This window comes from Pseudomonas sp. SIMBA_041, assembly GCF_046535095.1.
GTDB classification, from domain to species: domain Bacteria; phylum Pseudomonadota; class Gammaproteobacteria; order Pseudomonadales; family Pseudomonadaceae; genus Aquipseudomonas; species Aquipseudomonas mucoides.
In genome coordinates, this window is the sequence record NZ_JAWRXJ010000005.1 from 200,383 (window position 1) to 222,139 (window position 21,757).

The window sequence follows — 21,757 nt, forward strand, 5'->3', positions numbered from 1 at the left end:
GCGATGTCGGTTTCATTTCACAAATTGCGAAAGCAGTATTTATGTAGCCGAGCCTACAAGTCTAGTGAATTTTTCCACGCCTTTTTTGAGCCCTAAAACAGGGCGTAAACCGCGCGCTAAAGGGGCTACATGGTAGTCGATAGAGCTTGTAGGCTATCGCCCATAAACGTGTCGGAGATTGCCGAGTTTCACCGGCCCGCTGCAGGGGCAAGCCAGGCGTGCCGGTTGAAACGAAACGCCCTGAGTCGGGCTTCTTGCGGCACAATCAGGCGAATATCGTCGGCGCGTTGCCGTTTCCGTTTCATCGCCAGGGTGTTTATCCGTGCAAACAACCCGTTTGACCTTGATCTGTCACGCTCGAACCGTCGCACAGAAATTGGCGCGTTTTCCTACGAACGAACCGCTGGAAATGGATTGGCAATCGGCGAAGGGGTCGCGTCGTCATGCGTTCAAAGGGACGCCGCGTTTGCTCTGCGGTCCGGAATTGCGCACCCGGCAAACGGCCGCACTGTTTGGCGATGAAGTTGAAGTGGTCGATGCATTGAGCGATTGCGACTTCGGGCAGTGGCAGGGCGTGCGCATTGATGACCTGCAAACGTCGCAGCCCGAGGCGCTCCAGGCCTGGCTCGATGACCCAACCTCGGCGCCCCATGGCGGTGAGTCGGTGGCGCAACTGGGTCAGCGTGTGGCGCAGTGGCTGCACACCCTTGAGGCAACGCCGGGGCATGTTATTGCGGTCACCCATCCGTTTGTCATTCGCGCTGCGCTCACCCTGGTATTGCAGGGTGCGGCGTTCAACCAGATTGACGTTGAACCGTTGTCAGCCATTGAGTTGCGGTTCACCGGCCGCTGGCGCCTGCGCTTGCTCGGCACTGATGCCCAAGGAGTGCTGTGATGAGAAAACTGTTGGTCATCGGCATCGGCGCCGGCAATCCCGACTACATCACGATGCAGGCTGTGAAGGCGTTGAATCTCGTCGATGTGTTTTTCCTGATGGACAAGGGCCAGGACAAAGATTCACTGATCCACCTGCGTCGCGACATCTGCGAACGCTACATCACCGATCACGACTATCGCTTCGTCGAAGCCCACAGCCCCGAGCGTGAGCGCGGTGAGGTGGACTACACGAGCAGTGTCGAAGACCTCAACCTTGCCAGGCAATTGACCTTCGAACGCCTGATCAACGAGGAAATGACTGACGAGCAATGCGCCGGTTTCCTGGTGTGGGGCGATCCGGCGTTGTACGACAGCACGATCCGGATTTTGCAGGCGATCCTGGCGACGGGGCGCTGTGTGTTCGAGTTCGAGGTGATCCCCGGCATCACCAGCGTCCAGGCATTGGCAGCGCGCCATAAAGTGCCGCTCAATCGCATCGGTCGCTCGATTGAAATCACCACCGGGCGCCGTTTGGCCGCGGGGCAGGTGAGTGACGCGGACAGTGTGGTGGTGATGCTGGATGCGCAAGATGCCTACCGTCAGGTGGCTGATCCGCAGACCGTGATTTACTGGGGGGCTTATTTGGGGACGCCGGATGAGATGCTGATCAGCGGCAAGCTTGAAGAGGTAGCGGATGAGATTGAGCGGGTGCGCAAGGCGGCTCGATTGGCGAATGGGTGGATTATGGATACCTATCTGCTGCGCAAGCCTTGAATCCAGTGGTGTCTAGGCTGGCCTCATCGCGAGCGAGCTCCCACAGGAATTTCAGGCGTTATATCGATCCAATGTGGGAGCGAGCTTGCTCGCGATGGGGCCCTGAAGGTCAGCTCAAATACCAGCCATGTCCCCACGCCCAAACCGCTCCCGGTACACCGACGGCGGCACCCCCACCACCCCCCGAAACGCCACCCGAAAACTCTCCACCGACCGATACCCGCACTGCTCGGCAATCTGATCGGTATTGTGCCCGGTGCCCTCCAGCAACTCCCGGGCCCGCGCCAGTCGCTCATGCTGCAACCAGGCTTTTGGCGACATCCCGGTGGCTTCGGTAAAGCGGCGCAGAAACGTTCGCTCACTCATCGCCGCCTCGCTCGCCAGATCACGAACCTCCAGCGGCTGGTGCAAGCGCTCCCGCGCCCATTGCATGACGCGTGACACGTCACTGCGCGGCGTCGGGCTGACCGGTGTCGGAATAAACTGCGCCTGGCCGCCAGTGCGTTGCGGCGACATCACCAGCCGCCGAGCCACCGTGTTCGCCACTTGCGTACCGAAATCCCGCGCCACCAGGTGCAGGCAGGCATCGATGCCCGCTGCGCTGCCGGCCGAGGTAATCAATTGACCGGCATCGACATACAACACCTGCGGGTCCACCAGAATGTGCGGAAAACGTTCAGCCAGTTCAGTGGTGTAGCGCCAATGGGTGGTAGCGCAGTGACCGTCGAGCAAACCGGTCGCCGCCAGCACAAACACCCCGGAACAGATCGACAGCAATCGCGCTCCGCGTGCATGGGCCTTGCGCAAGGCGTCGAGCAAGTGTTCGGGCACCGGCGCATGACGGTCGCGCCAGCCGGGAATGATGATGGTCCGGGCATCTTCGAGCAGCTCCATGCCACCATCGGCCAGCACTTGAATGCCGCCCATGGCGCGCATCGGGCCTTGGTCCACGGCGACAATCCGGTGTTCGTACCACGGGAAGTCGAACTCTGGCCGTGCCAGGCCGAAGATCTCCACGGCAATGCCGAATTCGAAAGTACAAAGGCCGTCGTAGGCCAGAATCGCGACCAATCCAGGGTTAGGCTGCATTTGGCGGAAAGTTCCCGGTGAGTGTCTTGTGCGCCACTGTAGCGGCAAGTGGCGGGCGGATAAAGTCTTCTCACGCCCACACACTATGGAGTACAGAACATGACCAGCCTGGTTCGCGAAATCCCCGCCGCCCCTTCGGCCATTGCCTTGATGCATTTCAGCAACCGCCTGACTTTCGAAACCGACTGTTCCGACGTCCACACCAGCCAACAGGCCGGCGAAGTGGATTTTGTGCTGGTGGACGTACGCGGTCCGCTGGCGTTCGAGCGCGGCCATGTGCCGGGCGCGATCAATATTGCGGGGCGATTGCTGACCGCTGAAGGTCTCGCGGCTTACCCGAAAAGCAGTTTGTTCGTGGTGTATTGCGCGGGCCCGCATTGCAACGGCGCCAACAAGGCCGCTGTGAAACTTGCGGCGCTGGGTTACCCGGTCAAGGAAATGATCGGCGGGGTGACGGGGTGGCTGGATGAAGGGTTTGAGTTGAGTGTGGCGGTGCAGCGGCCAGCCTCGACCGCCATAGGGTGTGAATGTTGATCAACCATTGCGCATAGCGGACGAAACGGTCCACCACCCATCCAGCGTCGCCTGCAACCAGTCATATACGGCGGTGTAGGCGGCGCTGTCCTGTTCACCCCGAGGCAACGGTGATTCCTCACCAAAGTGTTCATTGAGCATCGCCACCGACCCGGCATTCCACTCCGGATGGAACTGCAACCCCACACGCATCGGCCCCACCCGATACATCTGCTGTTCGCATTGAGCGCTGCTGGCGAGCAATTGCGCGCCGGGCGGCAGATCAATCGCGTCTTCGTGCCACTCCAGCACCTTCAGCCGCTGGCCATCGGCGAACGTCACCTCAGTCCAGCCGGTTTCGGTTCGATCCATCCGCCGCACCTGTCCGCCCAGACTCAGCGCCAACAACTGCGCCCCCAGGCAAATCGCAAACACCGGAGCGCCCTGATTCAGGCTGCCCGCCAACCACTGCCGCTCGGCTTCCAGCCAGGCCGGGCCAGCACTGGATTCGTAAGGCCCACCCAACACCATCACCGGTGTCGCGCTCACCGGCGGCAATTGGCCGAGGTCTGCGCGAAAGACGTTCAGCGTCAAGCCTCGGGACGTGGCCCATTCAGCAATCGCCCCGGGACCTTCGGCGGGGTGGTGCTGGATCAGGTTCAATGTTGGCATCAGGATTCCCTGTCGTTTTTGTGTGTAGGTTTTGTCTGATTAAAGGACTTGTCCTACAGTCTGTGCACTGCGGTGGCGCACACTTCAAGGGACTCCGTTACGCGAGCCACTTTTCTGTAAGTATTTGTCGCTTAAACACAATTTGCCCATTTGAAGCCACTCTAGACTGCCGACCACTTCGGTTTTCACCGGCCGAAAGCCAATCGTAAGCTGCCAATAAAAGCCTCCGCACACGGGAGTTATAAATGAAAAAGCTAGTGATGTTCGGTGCCCTGGCACTGTCGATGTTGTCCCTGACCGCTGTGGCCGATGACGCCAAGCCGATCCGCATCGGTATTGAAGCCGGCTACCCGCCATTCTCGATGAAAACCCCTGACGGCAAACTGACCGGTTTCGACGTGGACATCGGCGATGCGCTGTGTGAGCAGATGAAAGTCAAATGTACGTGGGTCGAGCAGGAATTCGACGGCCTGATCCCGGCGCTGAAAGTGAAGAAAATCGACGCGATCCTGTCGTCCATGACCATCACTGACGACCGCAAGAAGAACGTCGATTTCACCATCAAGTACTACCACACGCCGGCGCGCTTCGTGATGAAGGAAGGCACCGACGTCAAGGACCCGCTGACCGATCTCAAAGGCAAGAAAGTCGGTGTGCTGCGCGCCAGTACCCACGACCGCTTCGCCACCGAAGTGCTGGTGCCGGGCGGGATTCAGCTGGTTCGCTACGGTTCCCAGCAGGAAGCCAACCTGGACATGGTCTCTGGCCGCGTTGACGCGCTGCTGGCCGACTCGGTCAACCTGGACGACGGTTTCCTGAAAACCGACGCCGGTAAAGGTTTCGCCTTCGTAGGCCCGGAATACAACGATCCGAAGTACTTCGGTGGCGGCGCCGGCATTGCCGTGCGCAAGGGCGATACCGCCCTGGCCGAGCAGTTCAATGCCGCTATCACCGAAATCCGCGCCAACGGCAAGTACAAGCAAGTGCAGGACAAGTACTTCAAGTTTGACGTTTACGGCGAGTAATCACGCTGTTCAAAAAAGTGGCAACCGTTGACGCGGTTGCCATTTTTTTTGTGCATTCTTTCTAGCAACAGAGAACGCTGTAGGAGTGAGCCTGCTCGCGATAGCAGTGGGTCAGTCGAAATTTAATGACATGACCCACCGCTATCGCGAGCAGGCTCACTCCTACAGGGGGATCTCACTGTTCAGATTTCAGGAGTTTATCCATGCAACGCACCGACCATTCACTGCCCTGGAGCCACCTGGGCACCGAACGTACCCTCAGCGTGTTTCGCTACGGCGCGGGCACGCGCAAGGTCTACATTCAGGCCAGCCTGCATGCGGACGAACTGCCGGGCATGCGCACGGCGTGGGAGTTGAAGAAACGCCTGGCCGAACTCGACACCCAAGGCCAACTGCAAGGCGTGATTGAACTGGTACCGGTGGCGAACCCGATCGGCCTCGATCAGCACCTGCAAGGCAGCCACATGGGCCGCTTTGAACTGGGCAGCGGCAAGAACTTCAACCGCTCGTTTGTCGAGCTCAGCGCACCGGTGGCCGCGTTGATCGGTGACCGATTGGGCGACGATGCGCAGGCCAACATCGCCCTGATTCGCCAGACCATGGGCCAGGTCCTTGATGGTTTGCCGGCACCGGCCTCGCAACTGGAAGCCATGCACCGCTTGCTGTTGCGCCATGCGTGTGATGCCGACATCACCCTCGATCTGCATTGTGATTTCGACGCGGCGATTCATCTCTATGCCTTGCCGCAGCATTGGCCGCAGTGGCAATCCCTGGCTGCGCGGCTGAAGGCTGGCGTAGCGTTGTTGTGTGAAGATTCCGGCGGCAGCTCGTTCGACGAATCGTGTTCTTCGCCATGGTTGCGTCTGGCGCGGGCGTTTCCTGACGCCGCTATTCCCCCGGCCAACCTGGCGACGACGCTGGAGTTGGGCAGCATGGGCGACACGCGGGTTGATCAGGCTCAGGCTAACTGCGAGGCGATCCTCGGTTTTCTGGCCGAGCAGGGATTCATCAAGGGCGCATGGCCGGCGGCACCGAGCGAATGCTGTGAAGGCATGCCGTTCGAAGGCACCGAGTACCTGTTCGCGCCGCATCACGGGGTGGTGAGCTTCCTGCGCAACGCCGGTGAATGGGTGGAGCGGGGCGATGCACTGTTTGAAGTGGTCGACCCGTTGAATGACCGGGTGACCACCGTGCGCGCCGGGACGAGCGGCGTGTTGTTCGCGATTGATCGCGGGCGGTATACACAGCCGGGGACGTGGCAGGCGAAAGTGGCGGGGCGCGAGCCGATTCGGGTTGGGAAGTTGATTAACGATTAACTTCGGAGTCTCTAGTGCTTCCCCGGGCCTCATCGCGGGCAAGCCCAGCTGCCACAGGGGATCAGTGTTGAACACACATCTGTGATTCAACAAAGCCCCCTGTGGGAGCAGAGCTTGCTCGCGATGGGGTCATCAGCAACACCTGATATATCAGGGCTCACAGTGCTAGGCTCACCCCCGAATCCTGTTTCTGTAAAGGAAGGCCAATGTTGAAATTTCTCGCCATGCTGACACTGCTGGCATCCGCCTCGGTCCACGCTCAAACCCCGCTGCAATCCGATCTGCCCCTCAAGTACCTGGAACAAGCCAACCCCGAGTCGCAACACCAGCCACTGGTGATTTTCCTCCACGGTTACGGCAGCAACGAGCAGGACTTGTTCGGCATCAAGGATGATCTGCCCGCGACTTATACCTACCTGTCGGTGCGGGCGCCGATGACCCTGGAAGAGGGCAGCTACCAGTGGTTTACCAAGAAGGGCGAGGGCGCCTATAACGGCAAAACTGGCGACTTGAAGTCCAGCGGTCAGGTGCTGCTGGATTTCATCGCTCAAGCGGCGAAAAAATATCACACCGAACCCGACAAGGTGTTCCTGGTGGGGTTCAGCCAAGGCGCGATCATGTCCTACGAAGTGGCGTTGCGTCACCCCGAGGCAGTCGGCGGGATTGCAGCGTTGAGCGGACGGGTTCTGCCAGTCCTGAAATCAGCGCTCAAACCGGATGAAAACCTCCAGAAACTGGCGATCTTCATCGGTCATGGCAAAGAGGACAACCGCCTGCCGTACAAGGACGGAACAGACGCCGACACCCTGCTGAAAAGCCTGTCCCTCAAGCCTGAGTTTCATGGCTACGAAGGACTCGGCCATAACATCAGCGAGGCCGAGATTGTGGATTTGAACGCCTGGCTGCAGCGCCTCAACCCTTGAAGCTTACTTGCCGGTGACGATCTGTTTGATCAGCGTTTCATGCGCGGCCATGTCACCCGGACGGGAAATCACCTGAACCACTGCCATGCGGTTACCCGATGCCGCCATCAGCGTGGTGTTGAGGGTCATGCCGCCCCCTTGCGTGGCGGTGCTGTCCACCTGACGCAACCCCAGGCCTGACGCTTTCTGTGTCAGGCTTTTTTCGCTGAGTTTGTTGAAATCCGGCAGGGCCTTGCGTTGTGCGGCTTCGAAATCGGCGGCCGTACCGTCGAGAAACGCGCCGTCGTTGTCTTTGACGGTGACGTCTGCCGGCAGGTTGTTTTCCGCGGCGATCACCACGGTCTTGGTGGTTTCGTTGGTGTACATGGTGCCGCTGGCGCCGGATGGGCTGGCCGGCAGCGTGTTGGCGGTAAAGCCCTTGGGCAGGGAGAAGGTGAACTTGCCGCCCAGCATCGAGACTTTCTGCGTGGACGATGGCGTGGTGGCCGTGGCCTTGGCGGCCTGTGCATTCAACGCGCCCAGACTGGCAACCGCCGTCAGCAACAGGACAACGGCTTTTTTACTCAACAGTGACATGCAAAAAACTCCAGGGATGATCGCGCTTTGAGGGCGATCATCCCATGGACGTTGTGAAGCATTCCAGCGCGGCGGTGGTTTACACCCCGCGTTGCGACGGATAGCTGCTGATCACATCAAGAAACTCGATCCGCCGATCCTCGGCCAGCAACTCCGGCAGCAGCGCTTCGTACACCTGGCGATAGGGTTTGCTCAGGTGACGGGCGATGAAGTCTTCCTTGCTGCAATTCCAGGTTTCGTACAGCACCAGGGTGTTCGGGTCGTCTTGCAATTGGTGGACCCAGGTGTTGACGAAATCCGGCTCGGCAGACATCTGGTGCACCACCTCCAGCAGCCGTTCCCTGGTTTCGGCGAAACGTTCGGGTTTGGCTGGCAGGTAAACGATAAACGCGACTTGATCACTCATTTCATCACCTTCAAATGCTGGAGTCGGGACCGGATCTGGAGACTCAGGCCTGGTTTTGCGGGAACAGGTTGCGACGGGTTTCTTCGTCGAACTCGGCCTTGAGCTCCAATTGCTCCTTCAAGCCGTGGGCACGTTGAGCGGCTGGGCGGGCGCTGATTTCGTCGAACAGGCGCTTGACGTTCGGGTACGCCGCCAGGCCGTTTTCGCCGAGGATGTACGGCGCGTAGTTGGCCCAGCCCCAGAGCGCCATGTCGGCGATGCTGTAGGTGTCGCCGGCGAGGTATTGATGATCGGCCAGGCGCTGGTCGAGTACGCGGTAGTGACGTTCCACTTCTTTCAGGTAACGGTTTTTCGCATAAGCCAGGTCTTCCGGCGCGTGGTGAAGGAAGTGCACGGCTTGACCCGAGAACGGTGACAGGCCGGTGGCGATGAACATCAGCCACGACAGCAGTTCGGCATTGCCGGCAGCGGTGGTCGGCAGGAAACGCTGATGTTTTTGCGCCAGGTGCAACAGGATAGCCTGGGAGTCAAACACTGTGGCGTCACCATCAACGAGTGCTGGAACCTTGGCGTTCGGGTTGATCGCCAAAAAGGCTGGCAGGTGCTGCTCGCCCTTGAAGGTGTCGACGCCGATCAATTCGTAAGGCGTTTGCAGTTCTTCAAGCAGCAGGGCAACTTTCATCGGGTTAGGCGAAGGGTGGAAAAAGAATTTCATGGTGCAGGCCTCAGTCGGGTGGGTTGTGAACTGAGGCTGATGTTGAGGGAAACCCGTTCGATTGACGTACGAGGTTGTTGCTTTACTCGTTCGATGTTATCGAACGTGTTGCGATAGCCGTCTCGGAGGATCGCGTGGTGGCAATCACCGCGCCACCAATGATCAACAGCGCGGGCACGATCAGGATCGGACTGGCCTGGCTATCGCCCACGGTGATCAACAGCAGCGTGGAAATCAGCGGCGCCAGGTAGGAAAGCGCCCCCAATGTCGCCAGACTGCCGTGCTTGGTGGCGTGGTCCCAGGCCAAAAACGCCAGGCCCACCGGTCCCAGGCCCAGGCAGAGGATCGCGGCCCATTGACCGGCATCCGGCCAGACCGTGGTTTCAAACAGCAGATGGCAGATCAGCCCGCCGATGGCCACCAGGCCGCAGACACCGCCGATGGTGTTGCTGGGCACGTCGCTGAAGCGTCGATTGAAGACTGAATAAACGGCCCAGATCAGCGCACACCCAAACGCCGCGAGATAGCCGGCCACCGGCATCGCCGCACCCGCCGCTGGTGCGTGTTGCTGCATGATGAACGCCGTGCCGGCGAGCCCTAGCAGCGCGCCGAGCATCTGTCGCTTGTGCAGCTTTTCCCCGGCCGATAACGCTGACAACAACACCAGCAACAAGGGCCAGAGGTAGTTGATCAGACTGGCCTCGGCGGCTGGGGCGGCTTTGAGCGCGAAAAAATACAGCGCGTGATAGACGAAGATTCCGCTGAACCCGGTCGCCCAGACGGCCCAGGGTTGTCGCCAGCTGCTGAAACCGGCGATGCCACGTCGCCCCAGAATGACCACGCTCGCCGCGAAGGCCACACCGAAACCGAGCGCCATCAGCTGAAACGGGGGAATGCCTTGGGTGAGGGTGGTCAGCAGCGCGAGGCAGGACCAGAGGAATATGGCGACAACGCCCACGGCAGTGGCTGAGCGGGCAGTGCGCACGGGTAACGTGGCGTGATTCATGTCTGGTCCTTCAGCACGGTGAGCGGGCGACATCCTGGCCCGCAGCTGTGAAGGAGCTTAGCGGTTGATCGCGGATCGTCCAGGCGCGGTCGTCGGCTTGACCGGGCGTGCCAGCAATTGCCGGGTGACCCCGAGCATCGCCACTGAAACCGCGACGCCGAGGGCAAACGCGCTCAGCCCCATGTGCGGCAATGCCAACGCCAACACCAGACAAAACGCCGCGAACGAATACATGCCGGTCGCCGTTGCTCGAAGGAGTGCGGCGGTAAACGCCGGGCCCCGGGTTTGCTGGGAAAACACTGCCATCACGCTGCCCAACACCGGGAACACCGCGAGCAAGCCGCTCCAGCGTTCGCCGACGGTGCTCGCCAGCAACGTAACCGCGAGGGTGAGCAGGGCGCCGGCCATCATGCGCAGCAGCAATTTATCGGACTTCGGCGCCGGGCCGGACACCAGCGGCTTTACCTTGGGGAACAGGTAAGGCGCAGCGAGCAGCGCAGTCGCCGCGGCGATGACTGAGAACACCAGGGACGGCGGGATCAGCGACAGGATGACGGCCGCCAAGGCCCAGACGGACAGCGACACCAGCAGCGCCAACGGCCAATTGGCGCGCTGGGCAACCTGGGCATAGGTCACGCAGAAGGCAATCATCGCGAACATCGCCGATAACGCGGCCGTCGCCGATTGGGCGGCAAACACTTCACCTTGCTCGATGGCGAGGAAGAACAGAATCGGCCCGACCACCACCGGCAACCCGGACAACCAACCGGCCACGCTTGGCCCCCAGCGTTTACCGGCCAGGGAGATCAGCAACAGAAATCCTGGAATCACCAGCAGTTTGAGCATCAGCACGCACGTATCTCCTTCCTGAGAGAGACGGCAACGTTAGCATCGCGCGCACTGAATTGCTCCATCGATTGCCTGTTTTTGTATACAAAGTCGCCAGCCCTTGAACGTTCCCACGCTTTGCGTGGGAATGTTCATCAACTGCGGGCCCTTGGGTGTGCCGGGCGAAGCGTCTAAGCTGCACCCTCTCACCTGTTTCTGGATGTGTGTGTGAAATTCAGTCTACCCAAAGTCGCCACCGCGCCGTTCTGCCCGCCGGAAGTGGCCGGCACTGTTCCCGTTGATCCGCGCGCATCGTTCTTCAAGCGGGTGCTGAGCTTTGCCGGGCCGGGTTTGCTGGTGTCCATCGGCTACATGGACCCGGGTAATTGGGCGACCGCCATCGAGGCCGGCTCGCGCTTTGGCTACAGCCTGTTGTTTGTGGTGCTGCTGGCGAGTCTGGCGGGGATGGTGGTGCAGTGTTTGTGTTCGCGCCTGGGCATCGCTACCGGGCGCGATCTGGCGCAATTGTCCCGCGAGCGCTACAGCACGCGCACGGCACGCACGCAGTGGGTGCTGGCGGAAATCTCGATCATCGCCACCGACCTTGCCGAAGTGCTTGGCTGTGCGTTGGCGTTTCATCTATTACTCGGGTGCTCGCTGACGTTTGGCATCGCCCTGACGGCGTTCGACACGCTGCTGGTGCTGGCCCTGCAAAACCGCGGTTTCCGTCGTCTGGAAGCAATCATGCTGGTGCTGGTGAGCACCATCGGCGCGTGTTTCTTCGTCGAATTGCTGCTGATCAAACCTTACTGGCCAGACGTGGCGCGCGGCTTCACGCCGTCACTCTCGGCGATTGGCGATGCCGCGCCGCTGTACCTGGCCATCGGCATTCTCGGGGCCACGGTGATGCCGCATAACCTGTACCTGCACACCTCGATCGTGCAGACCCGACTGATCGGCAAGGACCTGGCCAGCAAGCAGGACGCGGTGAACCTGGCGCGCATCGACACTATCGGTTCGCTGGCGTTGGCACTGCTGGTCAATGCAGCGATCCTGATTCTCGCGGCGGCCGCGTTCCACAAGACCGGGCATACCGATGTGGTGGACATCCAGGACGCCTATCACTTGCTGGATCCGCTGGTGGGCGGGGCGTTGGCCAGCGTGTTGTTCGGCGTAGCGTTGCTGGCGTCGGGGCAGAGTTCGACCTTTACCGGGACCATCGCCGGGCAGGTGATCATGGAGGGTTTCCTGAACCTGCGGATTCCGTGCTGGCAACGGCGCTTGATCACCCGTGGGCTGGCGCTGATTCCGGCGTTCATTGGGGTGTGGCTGATGGGCGACAGTGCGGTTGGCAAGTTGCTGGTGTTGAGTCAGGTGGTATTGAGTTTGCAGTTGCCGTTTGCGTTGTACCCATTGATTCGCATGACCAACGATCGCCAGTTGATGGGGGCGTTCGTCAATCGCTGGCCGACTCGGGGGTTGGCGTGGGGGTTGTTTGTGGTGATCAGTGGGGCGAACAGCTGGTTGATCTTGCAGTTTCTGGGGTGACTGTCCGGGCCTCATCGCGAGCCGGCTCGCTCCCACAGTAGATCTTCGGTGAGCACAAACCCCCTGTGGGAGCGAACCTGCTCGCGAAGAACGATGACGCGGTCCCGGCCTGCTCACACAACCAGTAGCCGCAGGCTTCGCCAGCGGCTACAAGGGATTCGGGTATAGCGCAAGGACCCGGCGCGACGTGAATCGCGCCGGGGGTGTTGCCAGGCTGCAGCGGATCTTCGTGGGTCCCCGCGCAGTCTGAAGAACGCTTTACGCTCGTTCGATCGCCAATGCCACGCCCTGACCACCGCCGATGCACAGGGTGGCGAGGCCTTTCTTGGCGTCGCGCTTGATCATTTCATGCAGCAAGGTCACCAGCACGCGGCAGCCCGATGCGCCGATTGGGTGGCCCAGTGCGATGGCGCCGCCGTTGACGTTGACCTTGTTCAAGTCCCATTCCAGGTCCTTGGCCACCGCCAGCGATTGCGCAGCGAACGCTTCGTTGGCTTCGATCAGGTCGAGTTGATCGATGGACCAACCGGCCTTGCTCAGGCAACGACGGGTGGCCGACACCGGGCCGATGCCCATGATCGCCGGGTCTACGCCGGCGTTGGCGTAAGCAGCGATTGTCGCCAGCACGGGCAGGCCGAGGGCCTTGGCTTTATCGGCGCTCATCAGGATCACGGCAGCGGCGCCGTCGTTCAGCGACGATGCGTTGCCTGCCGTCACCGAACCGTCCTTTTTGAACGCCGGTTTCAGCTTGCCCAGCGCTTCAGCGGTGGTGCCGGCACGCGGTTGTTCATCGGTGGCGAAGGACAGCGGATCGCCCTTGCGCTGAGGAATCAGGATTGGCGTGATCTCATCGACAAAACGCCCGGCTTCGATGGCCGCCGTGGCTTTTTGCTGGGAGCTAGCCGCGAAGGCGTCCTGTTGCTCGCGGGTCAGGCTGTATTTCTCGGCGAGGTTCTCGGCGGTGATACCCATGTGGTAATCGTTGAACGCATCCCACAGACCGTCGCTGATCATGGTGTCGACGATTTGCGCATGACCCATGCGCAGACCGGTGCGAGCACCCGGCATCACGTAGTTGGACAGGCTCATGTTTTCCTGGCCGCCGGCAATGATCACGTCGGCATCGCCGCAGCGAATCGCCTGGGTGGCCAGGTGCAAGGCTTTGAGGCCGGAACCGCAGACCTTGTTCAGGGTCATGGCCGGCACGGTGAACGGCAGGCCGGCCTTGATCGCGGACTGGCGCGCAGGGTTCTGCCCGGCGCCGGCGGTGAGGACCTGACCCATAATCACTTCATCGACTTCAGCCGGGTTCAGGCCGGTTTGCGCCAGCAGCTGACGGATCACCGCCGCGCCCAGATCAACCGCGGAAACGCCGGCCAGAGAGCCCTGGAAACTGCCAATGGCAGTGCGGGTGGCGGCGACAATGACGACGTCTTGCATGGGGGAATTCCTCACTGGTCAGCGAACTGCATTTCTGGAACGTGATCGGGAACAATCAGTTTACCAGCGGTTTTGGCGACGATTTCCTCGACGCTGACGCCCGGTGCACGTTCCTTGAGAATGAACGCGCCGTTTTCGATTTCCAGATAAGCCAGGTCGGTCAATACGCGCTTGATGCAGCCGGCGCCGGTCAGCGGCAGGCTGCAGTGGTCCAGCAGCTTGGATTCACCGTCCTTGGACGCGTGGGTCATGATGACGATGATGTTGTCTGCGCCAGCCACCAGGTCCATGGCGCCGCCCATGCCCTTGACCAGTTTGCCGGGAATCATCCATGAGGCGATGTTGCCTTGCACGTCGACTTCAAAGGCGCCCAGCACGGTCAGGTCGACATGACCACCGCGGATCATCGCGAAGGACTCGGCCGAAGAAAAGATCGACGCGCCGGTACGTGCGGTCACGGTTTGTTTGCCGGCGTTTATCATGTCGGCATCAATGGTTTCTTCAGTAGGGAAAGGACCCATGCCCAGCAGGCCGTTTTCCGACTGCAGCATGACTTCCATGCCTTCAGGGATGTAGTTGGCGACCAGGGTCGGGATGCCGATACCCAGGTTGACGTAAAAGCCGTCCTGCATTTCGCGGGCGACGCGTTGAGCCATTTGTTCGCGGGAAAGTGCCATTGTTGTTATTCCTTCATTCGGTCCGGGGGCAGGGGATCACTTACGGATGGTGCGCTGTTCGATGCGCTTCTCGAACGTGCCGCAGATGATCCGGTCGACGTAGATGCCAGGGGTGTGGATCTGCGCCGGGTCCAGCTCGCCGGGTTCGACGATTTCTTCGACTTCGACCACGGTGATCTTGCCGGCGGTGGCGGCCAGCGGGTTGAAGTTCTGGGCGGTGTGACGGTAGATCACGTTACCGAAATGGTCGGCTTTCCAGCCTTTGACGATGGCGAAGTCACCGGTGATGGACTCTTCCATCAGGTACTTGCGGCCATGGAATTCGCGGACTTCCTTGCCGTCGGCAACCGGGGTGCCAACGCCAGTGGCGGTGAAGAACGCCGGGATGCCGGCGCCGCCTGCGCGCATTTTTTCAGCGAGGGTGCCTTGGGGGGTCAGGACGACTTCGATTTCACCCTTGAGCAGTTGCTCTTCGAACAGCTTGTTTTCGCCGACGTAGGAGGCCACCACTTTGCTGATCTGGCGGTCGGTCAGCAGCACACCGAGGCCGAAACCGTCGACGCCGCAATTGTTGGACACCACGGTGAGGTCGCGGGTGCCTTTGCGTTTGATCTCGTTGATCAGGTTTTCCGGGATCCCGCACAGGCCGAAGCCGCCGGCGATCACGGTCATGCCGTCTTCCAGACCTGCCAGAGCTTCCTCGTAGGAACTCACGCGCTTGTCGAAACCTGCCATATGCACCTCTTTTATTCTTTGTGGGCGGCTGGCTAGCCGAATGAAGGGGAGTGTCTCGCTGTTGTATTCATTTGTTAAGTTGATTTTTAAGGTGGATTGATAGATAAAACTCACCAATCGGCGCTTCAATCTTGCCGCTTGAAGCTTATAACTTACCGCTGGAGCGAAGCGACCATGACAGTCAAGCAGATCCGCGCCTTCCTGGCGGTGGCCCAGAGCCTGAGTTTTGCCGTGGCCTGCGAACGCCTCCATCTGTCGCAATCGGCATTGAGCCTGACGATCAAGGCGCTGGAGGAGGGCCTGGGTGGGCGCTTGTTCACCCGCAACACACGCAACGTGGCGCTGACCGCCGAGGGTGAATCGCTGGTGCCACTGGCTCGCCGGTTGATCGCCGATTGGGACAATGCCGAGGACGAACTGCGCCAGCGCTTTACCCTCCAGCGCGGCCGCGTGACCCTGGCCGCGATGCCGTCGTTTGCCGGCAACCTGCTGCCGCCGATCCTCAAGACCTTCCGTGCGCGTTACCCCAAGGTCAACGTCACGGTGAATGACGTGATCAACGAGCAGGTGCTGGAAATGGTCCGCGACCGCCAGGTTGAGCTGGGCGTGGCGTTTGAGCCGACGCAAAGTTCGTCATTGGCGTTCATGCCGCTGTACATGGACCGCTTTGTGGCCATCGTGCCGAAGGATTCGCCGCTGACCGAGCATGATGATATCGATTGGCAGATGCTGCTCAAGGAGCCGTTCATCACCTTGCAGCGACCGTCGACGGTGCGGGTGATGCTGGAGGAACACCTACAGGCGCGGGGAATGAAGTTGCCGGTGGAATTTGAAAGTCATCAGTTGGCGACGGTCGGCAGAATGGTGGCCAGCGGGTTGGGGGTGAGCGCGGTGCCGGCGCTGTGCGCGGGGCAGATGCAAGAGCTCGGTGCGCGGTGCATCCCCCTGCGCGATCCGGTGGTGGAGCGGGCCATCGGCGTCTTGACCCAGCCTGGCGGTGAACTGTCGGCGGCGGCGCAGGCGCTGTTCGATATCCTCAAGGAAGAACTCGGCCAACCCATCTCCACGCACTGATCATCGGCTTGATAGCCAGCACAAATCTAATGTAGGAGTGAGCCTGCTCGCGATGGCGGTGGATCAGTCGACATCAATGGTGAAGGTACTGGCTTCATCGCGAGCAGGCTCATTCCTACAGGGTCAGTGTTACGTCAGTTTTTGGGCCAGCAGGGGTAAAAGCTGTTCACACGAGCCTTCAATCTTCATATCCAGCAGGTCATCCGCCCGTGTCTTCCCCAGATTCATGGCAATCAACGGCTTCCCTTGATCCGCCACCGCCCGGCACAGCCGAAACGCGGAGTACGCCATCAACGAAGACCCGACCACCAGCAACCCCGCCGCCTTTTCCACCGCGGCCATCGCCTTGGCCGCCGTTGCCTGCGCGACGTTTTCGCCAAAAAACACCACGTCCGGTTTCATCCGCTCGCCTTTGCAATGCGGGCACTGTGGCACTTGAAACCGCGCTTCGAATGCCGCATCCAGCAAGGTGTCGCCATCCGGCGCCTGTACCGCATCGACCCCGGCCAGGTAAGGATTGTGCGCTTCCATCAATCGCTGAATGACGTCCCGCTCGCTGTGTAGTCCGCAATCCAGGCACAGCACCCGGTGCAGGCTGCCGTGCAGTTCGATCACATCGTGACTGCCGGCCTGATCGTGCAGGGTGTCGACGTTCTGGGTGATCAGGCCGCTGATCTGTTGCTTGCTTTGCAAATTGGCCAACGCCTCGTGCGCGACATTCGGCTGCGCCAGACGCACACGCGGCCAGCCGAGCATGGCCCGTGCCCAATAACGTCGACGCGATTGCGGGGCGGAGAGAAATTCCTGATACATCATCGGTTGCCGGCCGCGACGCACGCCCTGGTGATCGCGGTAGTCCGGAATGCCTGACGGGGTACTGATGCCGGCACCGGTCAGCACCACGAACGGCTGTTCAGCCATGAGTTGCCGAAGCCGCTCGAGTTGTTCGCGCAGGAGGCTGTCGAGCATGTTCAACACTCCGCAGAGGGTCTTGAGAGTGTGCAGCGTAGCAGACCGATCACCCGGACAGCGCGGCTGTCCGGGTGAAGATTGAGGTTTATTTACGCGCTTCCAGAATCAGGTTGAACGGTGTTTCGGTGGCGCGCCGGAACGACTTGAATCCCGCCTCGGTGAACACCTTGCGTAACCGCGCTTCGCCAGCCTGGGCGCCGAGCCCGAGACCGACTTCCTGGGACAGCGAGTTCGGCGTGCAAATGAATGTCGAGGCGGCATAGAACAGCCGGCCCACCGGGTTAATGTTGTCGTCGAGCGAATCATTGGCGAACGGCTCAACCAGCAGCACTGTGCCGTCCGGTTTCAGCGACTCATAGGCATGTTTGGCCGCGCCCACCGGGTCGCCCATGTCGTGCAGGCAGTCGAAGTAGCAAATCAGGTCATAGTCGCCGCCAGGATAGCTCTTGGCGGTGCCCTGAAAGAACCGGGCCCGCCCGGCCACGCCGCCTTCTTCGGCACGTTGGGTGGCGACGGTGACGGAAGGGGCGTGGTAGTCGAAACCGACGAACCGCGAGTCCGGGAACGCCTGGGCCATGATCACCGTTGAGGCGCCATGCCCGCAGCCGATGTCCGCGACTTTCGCGCCAGCCTCAAGCTTGGCCACCACGCCCTCAAGGGCCGGCAACCACTCGGTGATCAGGTGCGCTTTGTAACCAGGCCGGAAAAACCGCTCAGTGCCGCTGAACATGCACGGATGGTGATCGCCCCAAGGCAGGGCACCGTCGCCGCGCATGGCTTTGACCAGTTTGTCCTTGTCGTGGAAAAACGACGCCACCACGCCGATACCACCGGCTATGTAAACCGGTGAGTCTTCGATGGCCAGGGCCAGGGCTTGTTCTTCGGGCAGGCGGAACTGGCCTTCACGGTGCTCCATGTAGCCGGAGGCGGCGTGGGCGCTGAGCCATTCGCGCACCAGGCGGGAGTTGCAGCCGGTTTTCTCGGCGAGTGTTTCGGGGCTGATCGGCTGACTGTCGGCCATGGCCCGGTACAGGCCGAGTTCTTCGCCGAGGATGACATTGGCAAGCATCGCCGCGCCGCCCATGTCATTTACCAGTTTGCCCATGAAATCATTGAGTCTGGCCTCGTCCATCACGTGTGCTCCTTTGGCAGGATCACGGTCCAGAGGCCGTATTTATCGAGGCATTCGTCTCTGGGCGGTGGTCGTGGGAATGAACAGGACGCCCATGCACGTCCTGGGTGCATTAAGTTTAGTTCGTGGCCCGCGCGCTGCGGCCAGGAGCGACGAAAGCCCCGCTCCCACAAGGGGATTTGTGTTCCCACAGGGGAATGGCGGTGTGTATCGCACTGTATCTAAACCCGCACCCGATACAGTTTCTGCGACTGCCGGCCATTGCCGAACACAGCCCGGATACAAACCTGCGATGAACTGTACAAGCCATCCAGCGCCCGAACTCCGGTTCTGCCGAGGCATTCTCACTCTGTGAAGGGATCCCCCTGATGACTAAGCTTGTGTCTGAAACCAACCCCGTCAATCGCCTGCGCGTCGACCATTACACCCAAGGCATCATCGGCCCGAGCCAGCCCATGCTCGGGCCGCTGGCCGACGGTGGCACGCTGATCACCGGCACGCCGCCGGGCTGCTGGGGGCCGATGATCACGCCGGCGTTCGAAGGCGGCCACGAAGTCACGCAACCGGTGGCCATCGCCGGCGCCGAAGTCGGCGATGCGGTGGCGATCAAGATCAAAAGCATACGCGTGACCTCGCTGGCGACGTCGTCCGGGGTCATGAGTTTTGTCGAGGGGCGCTACAACGGCGACCCGTTCGTCTCCAAATTCTGCTCCAATTGCGGCACCGACCACCCAGCCAGCCACGTTGAAGGCATCGGCGAAGACTCGATTCGTTGCAACAACTGCGGCGCCGAAGTCAGCGCGTTTCGTTTCAGCCATGGTTACGTGATCGTGTTCGATGGGCAAAACCAGGTCAGCCTCACCGTCAATCAGGACGTCGCCAACCGACTGGCCGGCAATGCCTCGCAGATGTCGGCCCTGCCGGAGTTCGCCGCCCAGCATTCGATCCTGTCGCTGGCCCGCGCTGACATTCCTGGCGTCGCCGCGCACATGCGTCCGTTTCTCGGCAACATTGGCACTACGCCGTCCCGTGACTTGCCCGACTCGCACAACTGCGCCGATTTCGGCCAGTACCTGATCAACGCGCCGCACCGTTTCGGCATGACCCGCGAAGAACTGCACGCGGCGAAAACCGACGGCCACATGGACACCAACTCGATTCGCGAAGGCTGTGTGCTGATCTGTCCGGTGAAAGTACCCGGCGCCGGGGTGTACATGGGCGACATGCATGCCCAGCAGGGCAACGGCGAAATCGCCGGGCACGCCACCGATTGCTCCGGGGAAACCGAAGTGCAGGTGGAAGTGATCAAGCACCTGACGCTGGAAGGCCCGATCCTCCTGCAAAACGTGGATGACCTGCCGCCCATGGCTCGGCCGATGACGGCCGAACAACGGCAGAAAGTCCGCGAACTGGGCGAGCGCTGGGGTCAGCACGAGATCGAGCAGAGCGGCCCAATCACCTTTATCGGCAGCGGTGAAAACCTCAACGTCGCCGTGGAAAACGGCCTGAAACGCGCGGCGTCGGTCACCGGCCTTGCGTATGACGAAGTGCTTAACCGCGCGACCATTACCGGCTCCATTGACATCAGCCGCTTGCCCGGCACCGTCCGCGTGACCTTCCTGTGCCCGATGACCGTGCTGGACCGGATCGGCATCGGTCACCTGGTGCGCGAGAAATACGACCTGGCATAACGCCCACTCACGGGTCTGTACCAAAGTGTGTACAGACCCGCTGCTGATACATCCACCCAGATTTTCTGCCGCAACCGAACACAGCCCCGATACAGCGCTTCGATTAACTGTGATTCCGTTATGGCAATCATTGAGATCGACACCATGCAGACCTCTTCCACACCCACCCAGGCCAGCGTCGGGCTCGGCCTGCGTCGCGGTTTATTGAAAGACCTTTTGGCCGCCCGTACCGGTGATTTCGACTTTCTGGAAGTCGCCCCGGAAAACTGGATCGGCATCGGCGGTGCCCATGGCCATGCACTGCGCACCCTGGCCGAACGATTCCCTTTGTCCTGTCATGGTTTGTCGTTGTCCCTCGGCGGGCCGGCGCCGCTGGATGTCGGTTTTTTGCAGGAAGTCCGGGTGTTCCTCGACCAGCACCAGGTGCCGCTATACAGCGAGCATTTGAGCTATTGCAGCGATGACGGCCATCTCTACGACCTGCTGCCGCTGCCCTTTACCGAAGAAGCGGTGCATCACGTGGCGGCGCGCATCCGTCAGGCCCAGGACATTCTCGGCCGACGCCTGGCGGTGGAAAACGTTTCCTATTACGCCGCGCCGCAGCAGGACATGGATGAGGTGACCTTCACCAACGCGGTGTTGCGCGAGGCCGATTGCGACCTGCTGCTCGACGTCAACAACGTGTATGTCAATTCGATCAACCACGGTTTCGATCCGCTGACCTTTTTGGCCAATGTCAATTCAGGCCGGGTGGTGGGCATGCACGTGGCCGGGCATTTCGACGAATCCGACACCTTGAAAATCGACACCCACGGCGCCTCGGTGAAACCGGTGGTCTGGTCGTTGCTGGCGCAAGCGTATGCCCGGTTCGGCGCGCAACCGACGCTGCTGGAGCGGGATTTCAACTTCCCGGCGTTTTCTGAACTGGTGGCCGAATTGCAGACCATTCGCCACTTGCAAACCGAGGGGGTGAACCGTGGATAAGCCGAGCCTGTTGGAACAGCAAACCACCCTGGGCCGCTACCTGCGCGATCCCGAGCACTGCGCGCCGCCCGGCGAAATGAATGCCGCGCGGGCGCAGGTATATCGCGACTTGATTTTCGCCAACCTGTCGACGTTGCTCAGCGGGACGTTCCCGGTGCTGATCAAGATAATCGGTGATGAGCAGTGGCGCACGCTGGTGCGGATTTTCCTGCGGGACCACCGTGCACAGACGCCGAAGTTCGGCGAGATCGCCCAGGAATTTATCGGCTTTCTCGCGGCTGATCCGCAGGCGCTGAGCGAGGGCACGTGGCCGCCGTTCATGGTGGAACTGGCGCATTACGAATGGGTCGAGATGGCGTTGCAACAATCCGATGCCGAGCCGTTGGCGCCGAGCGATGCGGCGTTGATCCTGCAGCGGCCGTTGCAGGTTTCGCCACTGGCATGGCCGCTGGCGTATGGCTGGCCGGTGCAGTGGGTCGGACCGGATTTTCAACCCCAGGCAGCACCTGCTCAGCCGACGTTGTTACTGGTGCGCCGGGCGAAAGACTGGAGTGTGAAGTTTTCCGAACTGAGCCCGTTGGCGTGGCGGCTGTTGCAGCGGATCGAGGCGTTTCCCGACCTGAATGGACAGGCGCAGCTGGAAGAGCTGGCGGTCGAGGCGGGTGCGCGCGGGTCGGCGGAATTCATGGAAAGTGGCGCGGCGTTGTTGCGCCAGATGCACGGAGAAGGAGTTTTGGGGGTGGCATGATCGTTCCCCGCGGAGCGTGGGAACGATCATTGGCGGT

The 21,757-nt window shown here is 60.9% G+C and carries 23 protein-coding genes; 11 read left to right on the top strand and 12 right to left on the bottom strand.

The window, feature by feature from the left end:
- Window positions 1-322: 322 nt before the first annotated feature.
- Both SB725_RS13555 and cobF read left to right on the top strand, forming a co-directional pair.
- Window positions 323-895: a histidine phosphatase family protein gene (locus tag SB725_RS13555; RefSeq protein WP_027925214.1), complete on the top strand. Its 573-nt coding sequence runs from the start codon at window positions 323-325 to the stop codon at window positions 893-895.
- A complete protein-coding gene (cobF, locus tag SB725_RS13560; RefSeq protein WP_059181095.1) occupies window positions 895-1,650 on the top strand; it encodes a precorrin-6A synthase (deacetylating) in 756 nt (251 codons plus the stop codon). The genes SB725_RS13555 and cobF overlap by 1 nt, the downstream gene beginning before the upstream one ends.
- A gap of 114 nt (window positions 1,651-1,764) precedes the next feature.
- On the opposite strand, the gene ftrA is transcribed toward cobF, so the two are convergent.
- Window positions 1,765-2,739, bottom strand: coding sequence for a transcriptional regulator FtrA (gene ftrA, locus SB725_RS13565; protein ID WP_410921925.1), 975 nt, complete (start codon window positions 2,737-2,739; stop codon window positions 1,765-1,767).
- Window positions 2,740-2,838: 99 nt separating this feature from the next.
- On the opposite strand from ftrA, the gene SB725_RS13570 reads away from it, so the two are divergent.
- Window positions 2,839-3,273: a rhodanese-like domain-containing protein gene (locus tag SB725_RS13570; RefSeq protein WP_027925217.1), complete on the top strand. Its 435-nt coding sequence runs from the start codon at window positions 2,839-2,841 to the stop codon at window positions 3,271-3,273.
- Here SB725_RS13570 and SB725_RS13575 read toward each other — a convergent pair whose 3' ends face one another.
- Window positions 3,274-3,924 carry a type 1 glutamine amidotransferase gene (locus SB725_RS13575; RefSeq protein ID WP_027925218.1) on the bottom strand — a complete coding sequence of 217 codons (651 nt, stop codon included), beginning with the start codon at window positions 3,922-3,924 and terminating at the stop codon, window positions 3,274-3,276.
- A 245-nt stretch (window positions 3,925-4,169) separates the two neighbouring features.
- Here SB725_RS13575 and SB725_RS13580 point away from each other — a divergent pair, with 245 nt between their 5' ends.
- From SB725_RS13580 to SB725_RS13590, 3 genes are all read left to right on the top strand, one after another.
- Window positions 4,170-4,949: an ABC transporter substrate-binding protein gene (locus SB725_RS13580; protein ID WP_027925219.1), complete on the top strand. Its 780-nt coding sequence runs from the start codon at window positions 4,170-4,172 to the stop codon at window positions 4,947-4,949.
- 203 nt (window positions 4,950-5,152) lie between these two features.
- Window positions 5,153-6,265: a M14 family metallopeptidase gene (locus SB725_RS13585; protein WP_027925220.1), complete on the top strand. Its 1,113-nt coding sequence runs from the start codon at window positions 5,153-5,155 to the stop codon at window positions 6,263-6,265.
- 206 nt (window positions 6,266-6,471) lie between these two features.
- Window positions 6,472-7,188: an alpha/beta hydrolase gene (locus tag SB725_RS13590; RefSeq protein ID WP_027925221.1), complete on the top strand. Its 717-nt coding sequence runs from the start codon at window positions 6,472-6,474 to the stop codon at window positions 7,186-7,188.
- A 3-nt stretch (window positions 7,189-7,191) separates the two neighbouring features.
- Here the strand turns inward: SB725_RS13590 and SB725_RS13595 are convergent, their stop codons facing one another.
- From SB725_RS13595 to SB725_RS13615, 5 genes are all read right to left on the bottom strand, one after another.
- Window positions 7,192-7,764, bottom strand: coding sequence for a hypothetical protein (locus SB725_RS13595; RefSeq protein ID WP_410921926.1), 573 nt, complete (start codon window positions 7,762-7,764; stop codon window positions 7,192-7,194).
- A 79-nt stretch (window positions 7,765-7,843) separates the two neighbouring features.
- A complete protein-coding gene (locus SB725_RS13600) occupies window positions 7,844-8,170 on the bottom strand; it encodes a putative quinol monooxygenase (RefSeq protein WP_059181094.1) in 327 nt (108 codons plus the stop codon).
- Between the two features lie 43 nt (window positions 8,171-8,213).
- Window positions 8,214-8,885, bottom strand: coding sequence for a glutathione S-transferase family protein (locus SB725_RS13605; protein WP_410921927.1), 672 nt, complete (start codon window positions 8,883-8,885; stop codon window positions 8,214-8,216).
- Window positions 8,886-8,967: 82 nt separating this feature from the next.
- The gene (locus SB725_RS13610; RefSeq protein ID WP_027925225.1) at window positions 8,968-9,891 is read right to left on the bottom strand and encodes a DMT family transporter; all 924 of its coding nucleotides are present in this window, start codon (window positions 9,889-9,891) and stop codon (window positions 8,968-8,970) included.
- 57 nt (window positions 9,892-9,948) lie between these two features.
- A complete protein-coding gene (locus SB725_RS13615) occupies window positions 9,949-10,743 on the bottom strand; it encodes a hypothetical protein (RefSeq protein ID WP_059181092.1) in 795 nt (264 codons plus the stop codon).
- Between the two features lie 204 nt (window positions 10,744-10,947).
- On the opposite strand from SB725_RS13615, the gene SB725_RS13620 reads away from it, so the two are divergent.
- On the top strand, window positions 10,948-12,267 hold the full coding sequence (locus tag SB725_RS13620; protein WP_027925227.1) for an Nramp family divalent metal transporter: 1,320 nt from the start codon (window positions 10,948-10,950) through the stop codon (window positions 12,265-12,267).
- Window positions 12,268-12,525: 258 nt separating this feature from the next.
- Here the strand turns inward: SB725_RS13620 and SB725_RS13625 are convergent, their stop codons facing one another.
- From SB725_RS13625 to SB725_RS13635, 3 genes are read right to left on the bottom strand one after another with little or no spacing between them, the layout of a single operon-like run.
- Complete coding sequence (locus SB725_RS13625; RefSeq protein ID WP_059181090.1) at window positions 12,526-13,707, bottom strand: acetyl-CoA C-acetyltransferase; 1,182 nt, start codon at window positions 13,705-13,707, stop codon at window positions 12,526-12,528.
- A gap of 11 nt (window positions 13,708-13,718) precedes the next feature.
- Entirely contained in the window at window positions 13,719-14,384 is a 666-nt protein-coding gene (locus tag SB725_RS13630; protein WP_027925229.1) for a CoA transferase subunit B, read from the bottom strand.
- 36 nt (window positions 14,385-14,420) lie between these two features.
- Window positions 14,421-15,119, bottom strand: coding sequence for a CoA transferase subunit A (locus SB725_RS13635; RefSeq protein WP_027925230.1), 699 nt, complete (start codon window positions 15,117-15,119; stop codon window positions 14,421-14,423).
- Between the two features lie 174 nt (window positions 15,120-15,293).
- Here SB725_RS13635 and SB725_RS13640 point away from each other — a divergent pair, with 174 nt between their 5' ends.
- The gene (locus SB725_RS13640; protein WP_027925231.1) at window positions 15,294-16,193 is read left to right on the top strand and encodes a LysR family transcriptional regulator; all 900 of its coding nucleotides are present in this window, start codon (window positions 15,294-15,296) and stop codon (window positions 16,191-16,193) included.
- Window positions 16,194-16,322: 129 nt separating this feature from the next.
- Here SB725_RS13640 and SB725_RS13645 read toward each other — a convergent pair whose 3' ends face one another.
- A complete protein-coding gene (locus SB725_RS13645) occupies window positions 16,323-17,162 on the bottom strand; it encodes an NAD-dependent protein deacetylase (protein ID WP_027925232.1) in 840 nt (279 codons plus the stop codon).
- Between the two features lie 88 nt (window positions 17,163-17,250).
- A complete protein-coding gene (locus tag SB725_RS13650; protein ID WP_027925233.1) occupies window positions 17,251-18,297 on the bottom strand; it encodes a class I SAM-dependent methyltransferase in 1,047 nt (348 codons plus the stop codon).
- 368 nt (window positions 18,298-18,665) lie between these two features.
- Here SB725_RS13650 and SB725_RS13655 point away from each other — a divergent pair, with 368 nt between their 5' ends.
- The 3 genes from SB725_RS13655 (at window position 18,666) to SB725_RS13665 (ending at window position 21,720) form a co-directional block, all read left to right on the top strand.
- Window positions 18,666-19,988, top strand: a complete 1,323-nt coding sequence (locus SB725_RS13655) for an acetamidase/formamidase family protein (RefSeq protein ID WP_410921929.1) — start codon at window positions 18,666-18,668, stop codon at window positions 19,986-19,988.
- Between the two features lie 144 nt (window positions 19,989-20,132).
- The gene (locus tag SB725_RS13660; protein WP_410922094.1) at window positions 20,133-20,972 is read left to right on the top strand and encodes a DUF692 domain-containing protein; all 840 of its coding nucleotides are present in this window, start codon (window positions 20,133-20,135) and stop codon (window positions 20,970-20,972) included.
- Complete coding sequence (locus SB725_RS13665) at window positions 20,965-21,720, top strand: DUF2063 domain-containing protein (RefSeq protein ID WP_410921930.1); 756 nt, start codon at window positions 20,965-20,967, stop codon at window positions 21,718-21,720. Before SB725_RS13660 ends, SB725_RS13665 begins: the two co-directional genes overlap by 8 nt.
- Window positions 21,721-21,757 lie beyond the last annotated feature (37 nt).

Bases quoted from the DNA above. Each gene is read 5' to 3' on its own strand.
- SB725_RS13630 (WP_027925229.1), bottom strand. From the start codon at position 14,384: ATGGCACTTTCCCGCGAACAAATGGCTCAACGCGTCGCCCGCGAAATG.
- SB725_RS13660 (WP_410922094.1), top strand. From the start codon at position 20,133: ATGCAGACCTCTTCCACACCCACCCAGGCCAGCGTCGGGCTCGGCCTG.
- SB725_RS13645 (WP_027925232.1), bottom strand. From the start codon at position 17,162: ATGCTCGACAGCCTCCTGCGCGAACAACTCGAGCGGCTTCGGCAACTC.
- SB725_RS13570 (WP_027925217.1), top strand. From the start codon at position 2,839: ATGACCAGCCTGGTTCGCGAAATCCCCGCCGCCCCTTCGGCCATTGCC.
- SB725_RS13625 (WP_059181090.1), bottom strand. From the start codon at position 13,707: ATGCAAGACGTCGTCATTGTCGCCGCCACCCGCACTGCCATTGGCAGT.
- SB725_RS13585 (WP_027925220.1), top strand. From the start codon at position 5,153: ATGCAACGCACCGACCATTCACTGCCCTGGAGCCACCTGGGCACCGAA.
- SB725_RS13650 (WP_027925233.1), bottom strand. From the start codon at position 18,297: ATGGACGAGGCCAGACTCAATGATTTCATGGGCAAACTGGTAAATGAC.
- SB725_RS13635 (WP_027925230.1), bottom strand. From the start codon at position 15,119: ATGGCAGGTTTCGACAAGCGCGTGAGTTCCTACGAGGAAGCTCTGGCA.
- SB725_RS13595 (WP_410921926.1), bottom strand. From the start codon at position 7,764: ATGTCACTGTTGAGTAAAAAAGCCGTTGTCCTGTTGCTGACGGCGGTT.
- SB725_RS13580 (WP_027925219.1), top strand. From the start codon at position 4,170: ATGAAAAAGCTAGTGATGTTCGGTGCCCTGGCACTGTCGATGTTGTCC.
- SB725_RS13640 (WP_027925231.1), top strand. From the start codon at position 15,294: ATGACAGTCAAGCAGATCCGCGCCTTCCTGGCGGTGGCCCAGAGCCTG.
- SB725_RS13655 (WP_410921929.1), top strand. From the start codon at position 18,666: ATGACTAAGCTTGTGTCTGAAACCAACCCCGTCAATCGCCTGCGCGTC.
- ftrA (WP_410921925.1), bottom strand. From the start codon at position 2,739: ATGCAGCCTAACCCTGGATTGGTCGCGATTCTGGCCTACGACGGCCTT.
- SB725_RS13610 (WP_027925225.1), bottom strand. From the start codon at position 9,891: ATGAATCACGCCACGTTACCCGTGCGCACTGCCCGCTCAGCCACTGCC.
- SB725_RS13590 (WP_027925221.1), top strand. From the start codon at position 6,472: ATGTTGAAATTTCTCGCCATGCTGACACTGCTGGCATCCGCCTCGGTC.
- SB725_RS13605 (WP_410921927.1), bottom strand. From the start codon at position 8,885: ATGAAATTCTTTTTCCACCCTTCGCCTAACCCGATGAAAGTTGCCCTG.
- SB725_RS13575 (WP_027925218.1), bottom strand. From the start codon at position 3,924: ATGCCAACATTGAACCTGATCCAGCACCACCCCGCCGAAGGTCCCGGG.
- cobF (WP_059181095.1), top strand. From the start codon at position 895: ATGAGAAAACTGTTGGTCATCGGCATCGGCGCCGGCAATCCCGACTAC.
- SB725_RS13600 (WP_059181094.1), bottom strand. From the start codon at position 8,170: ATGAGTGATCAAGTCGCGTTTATCGTTTACCTGCCAGCCAAACCCGAA.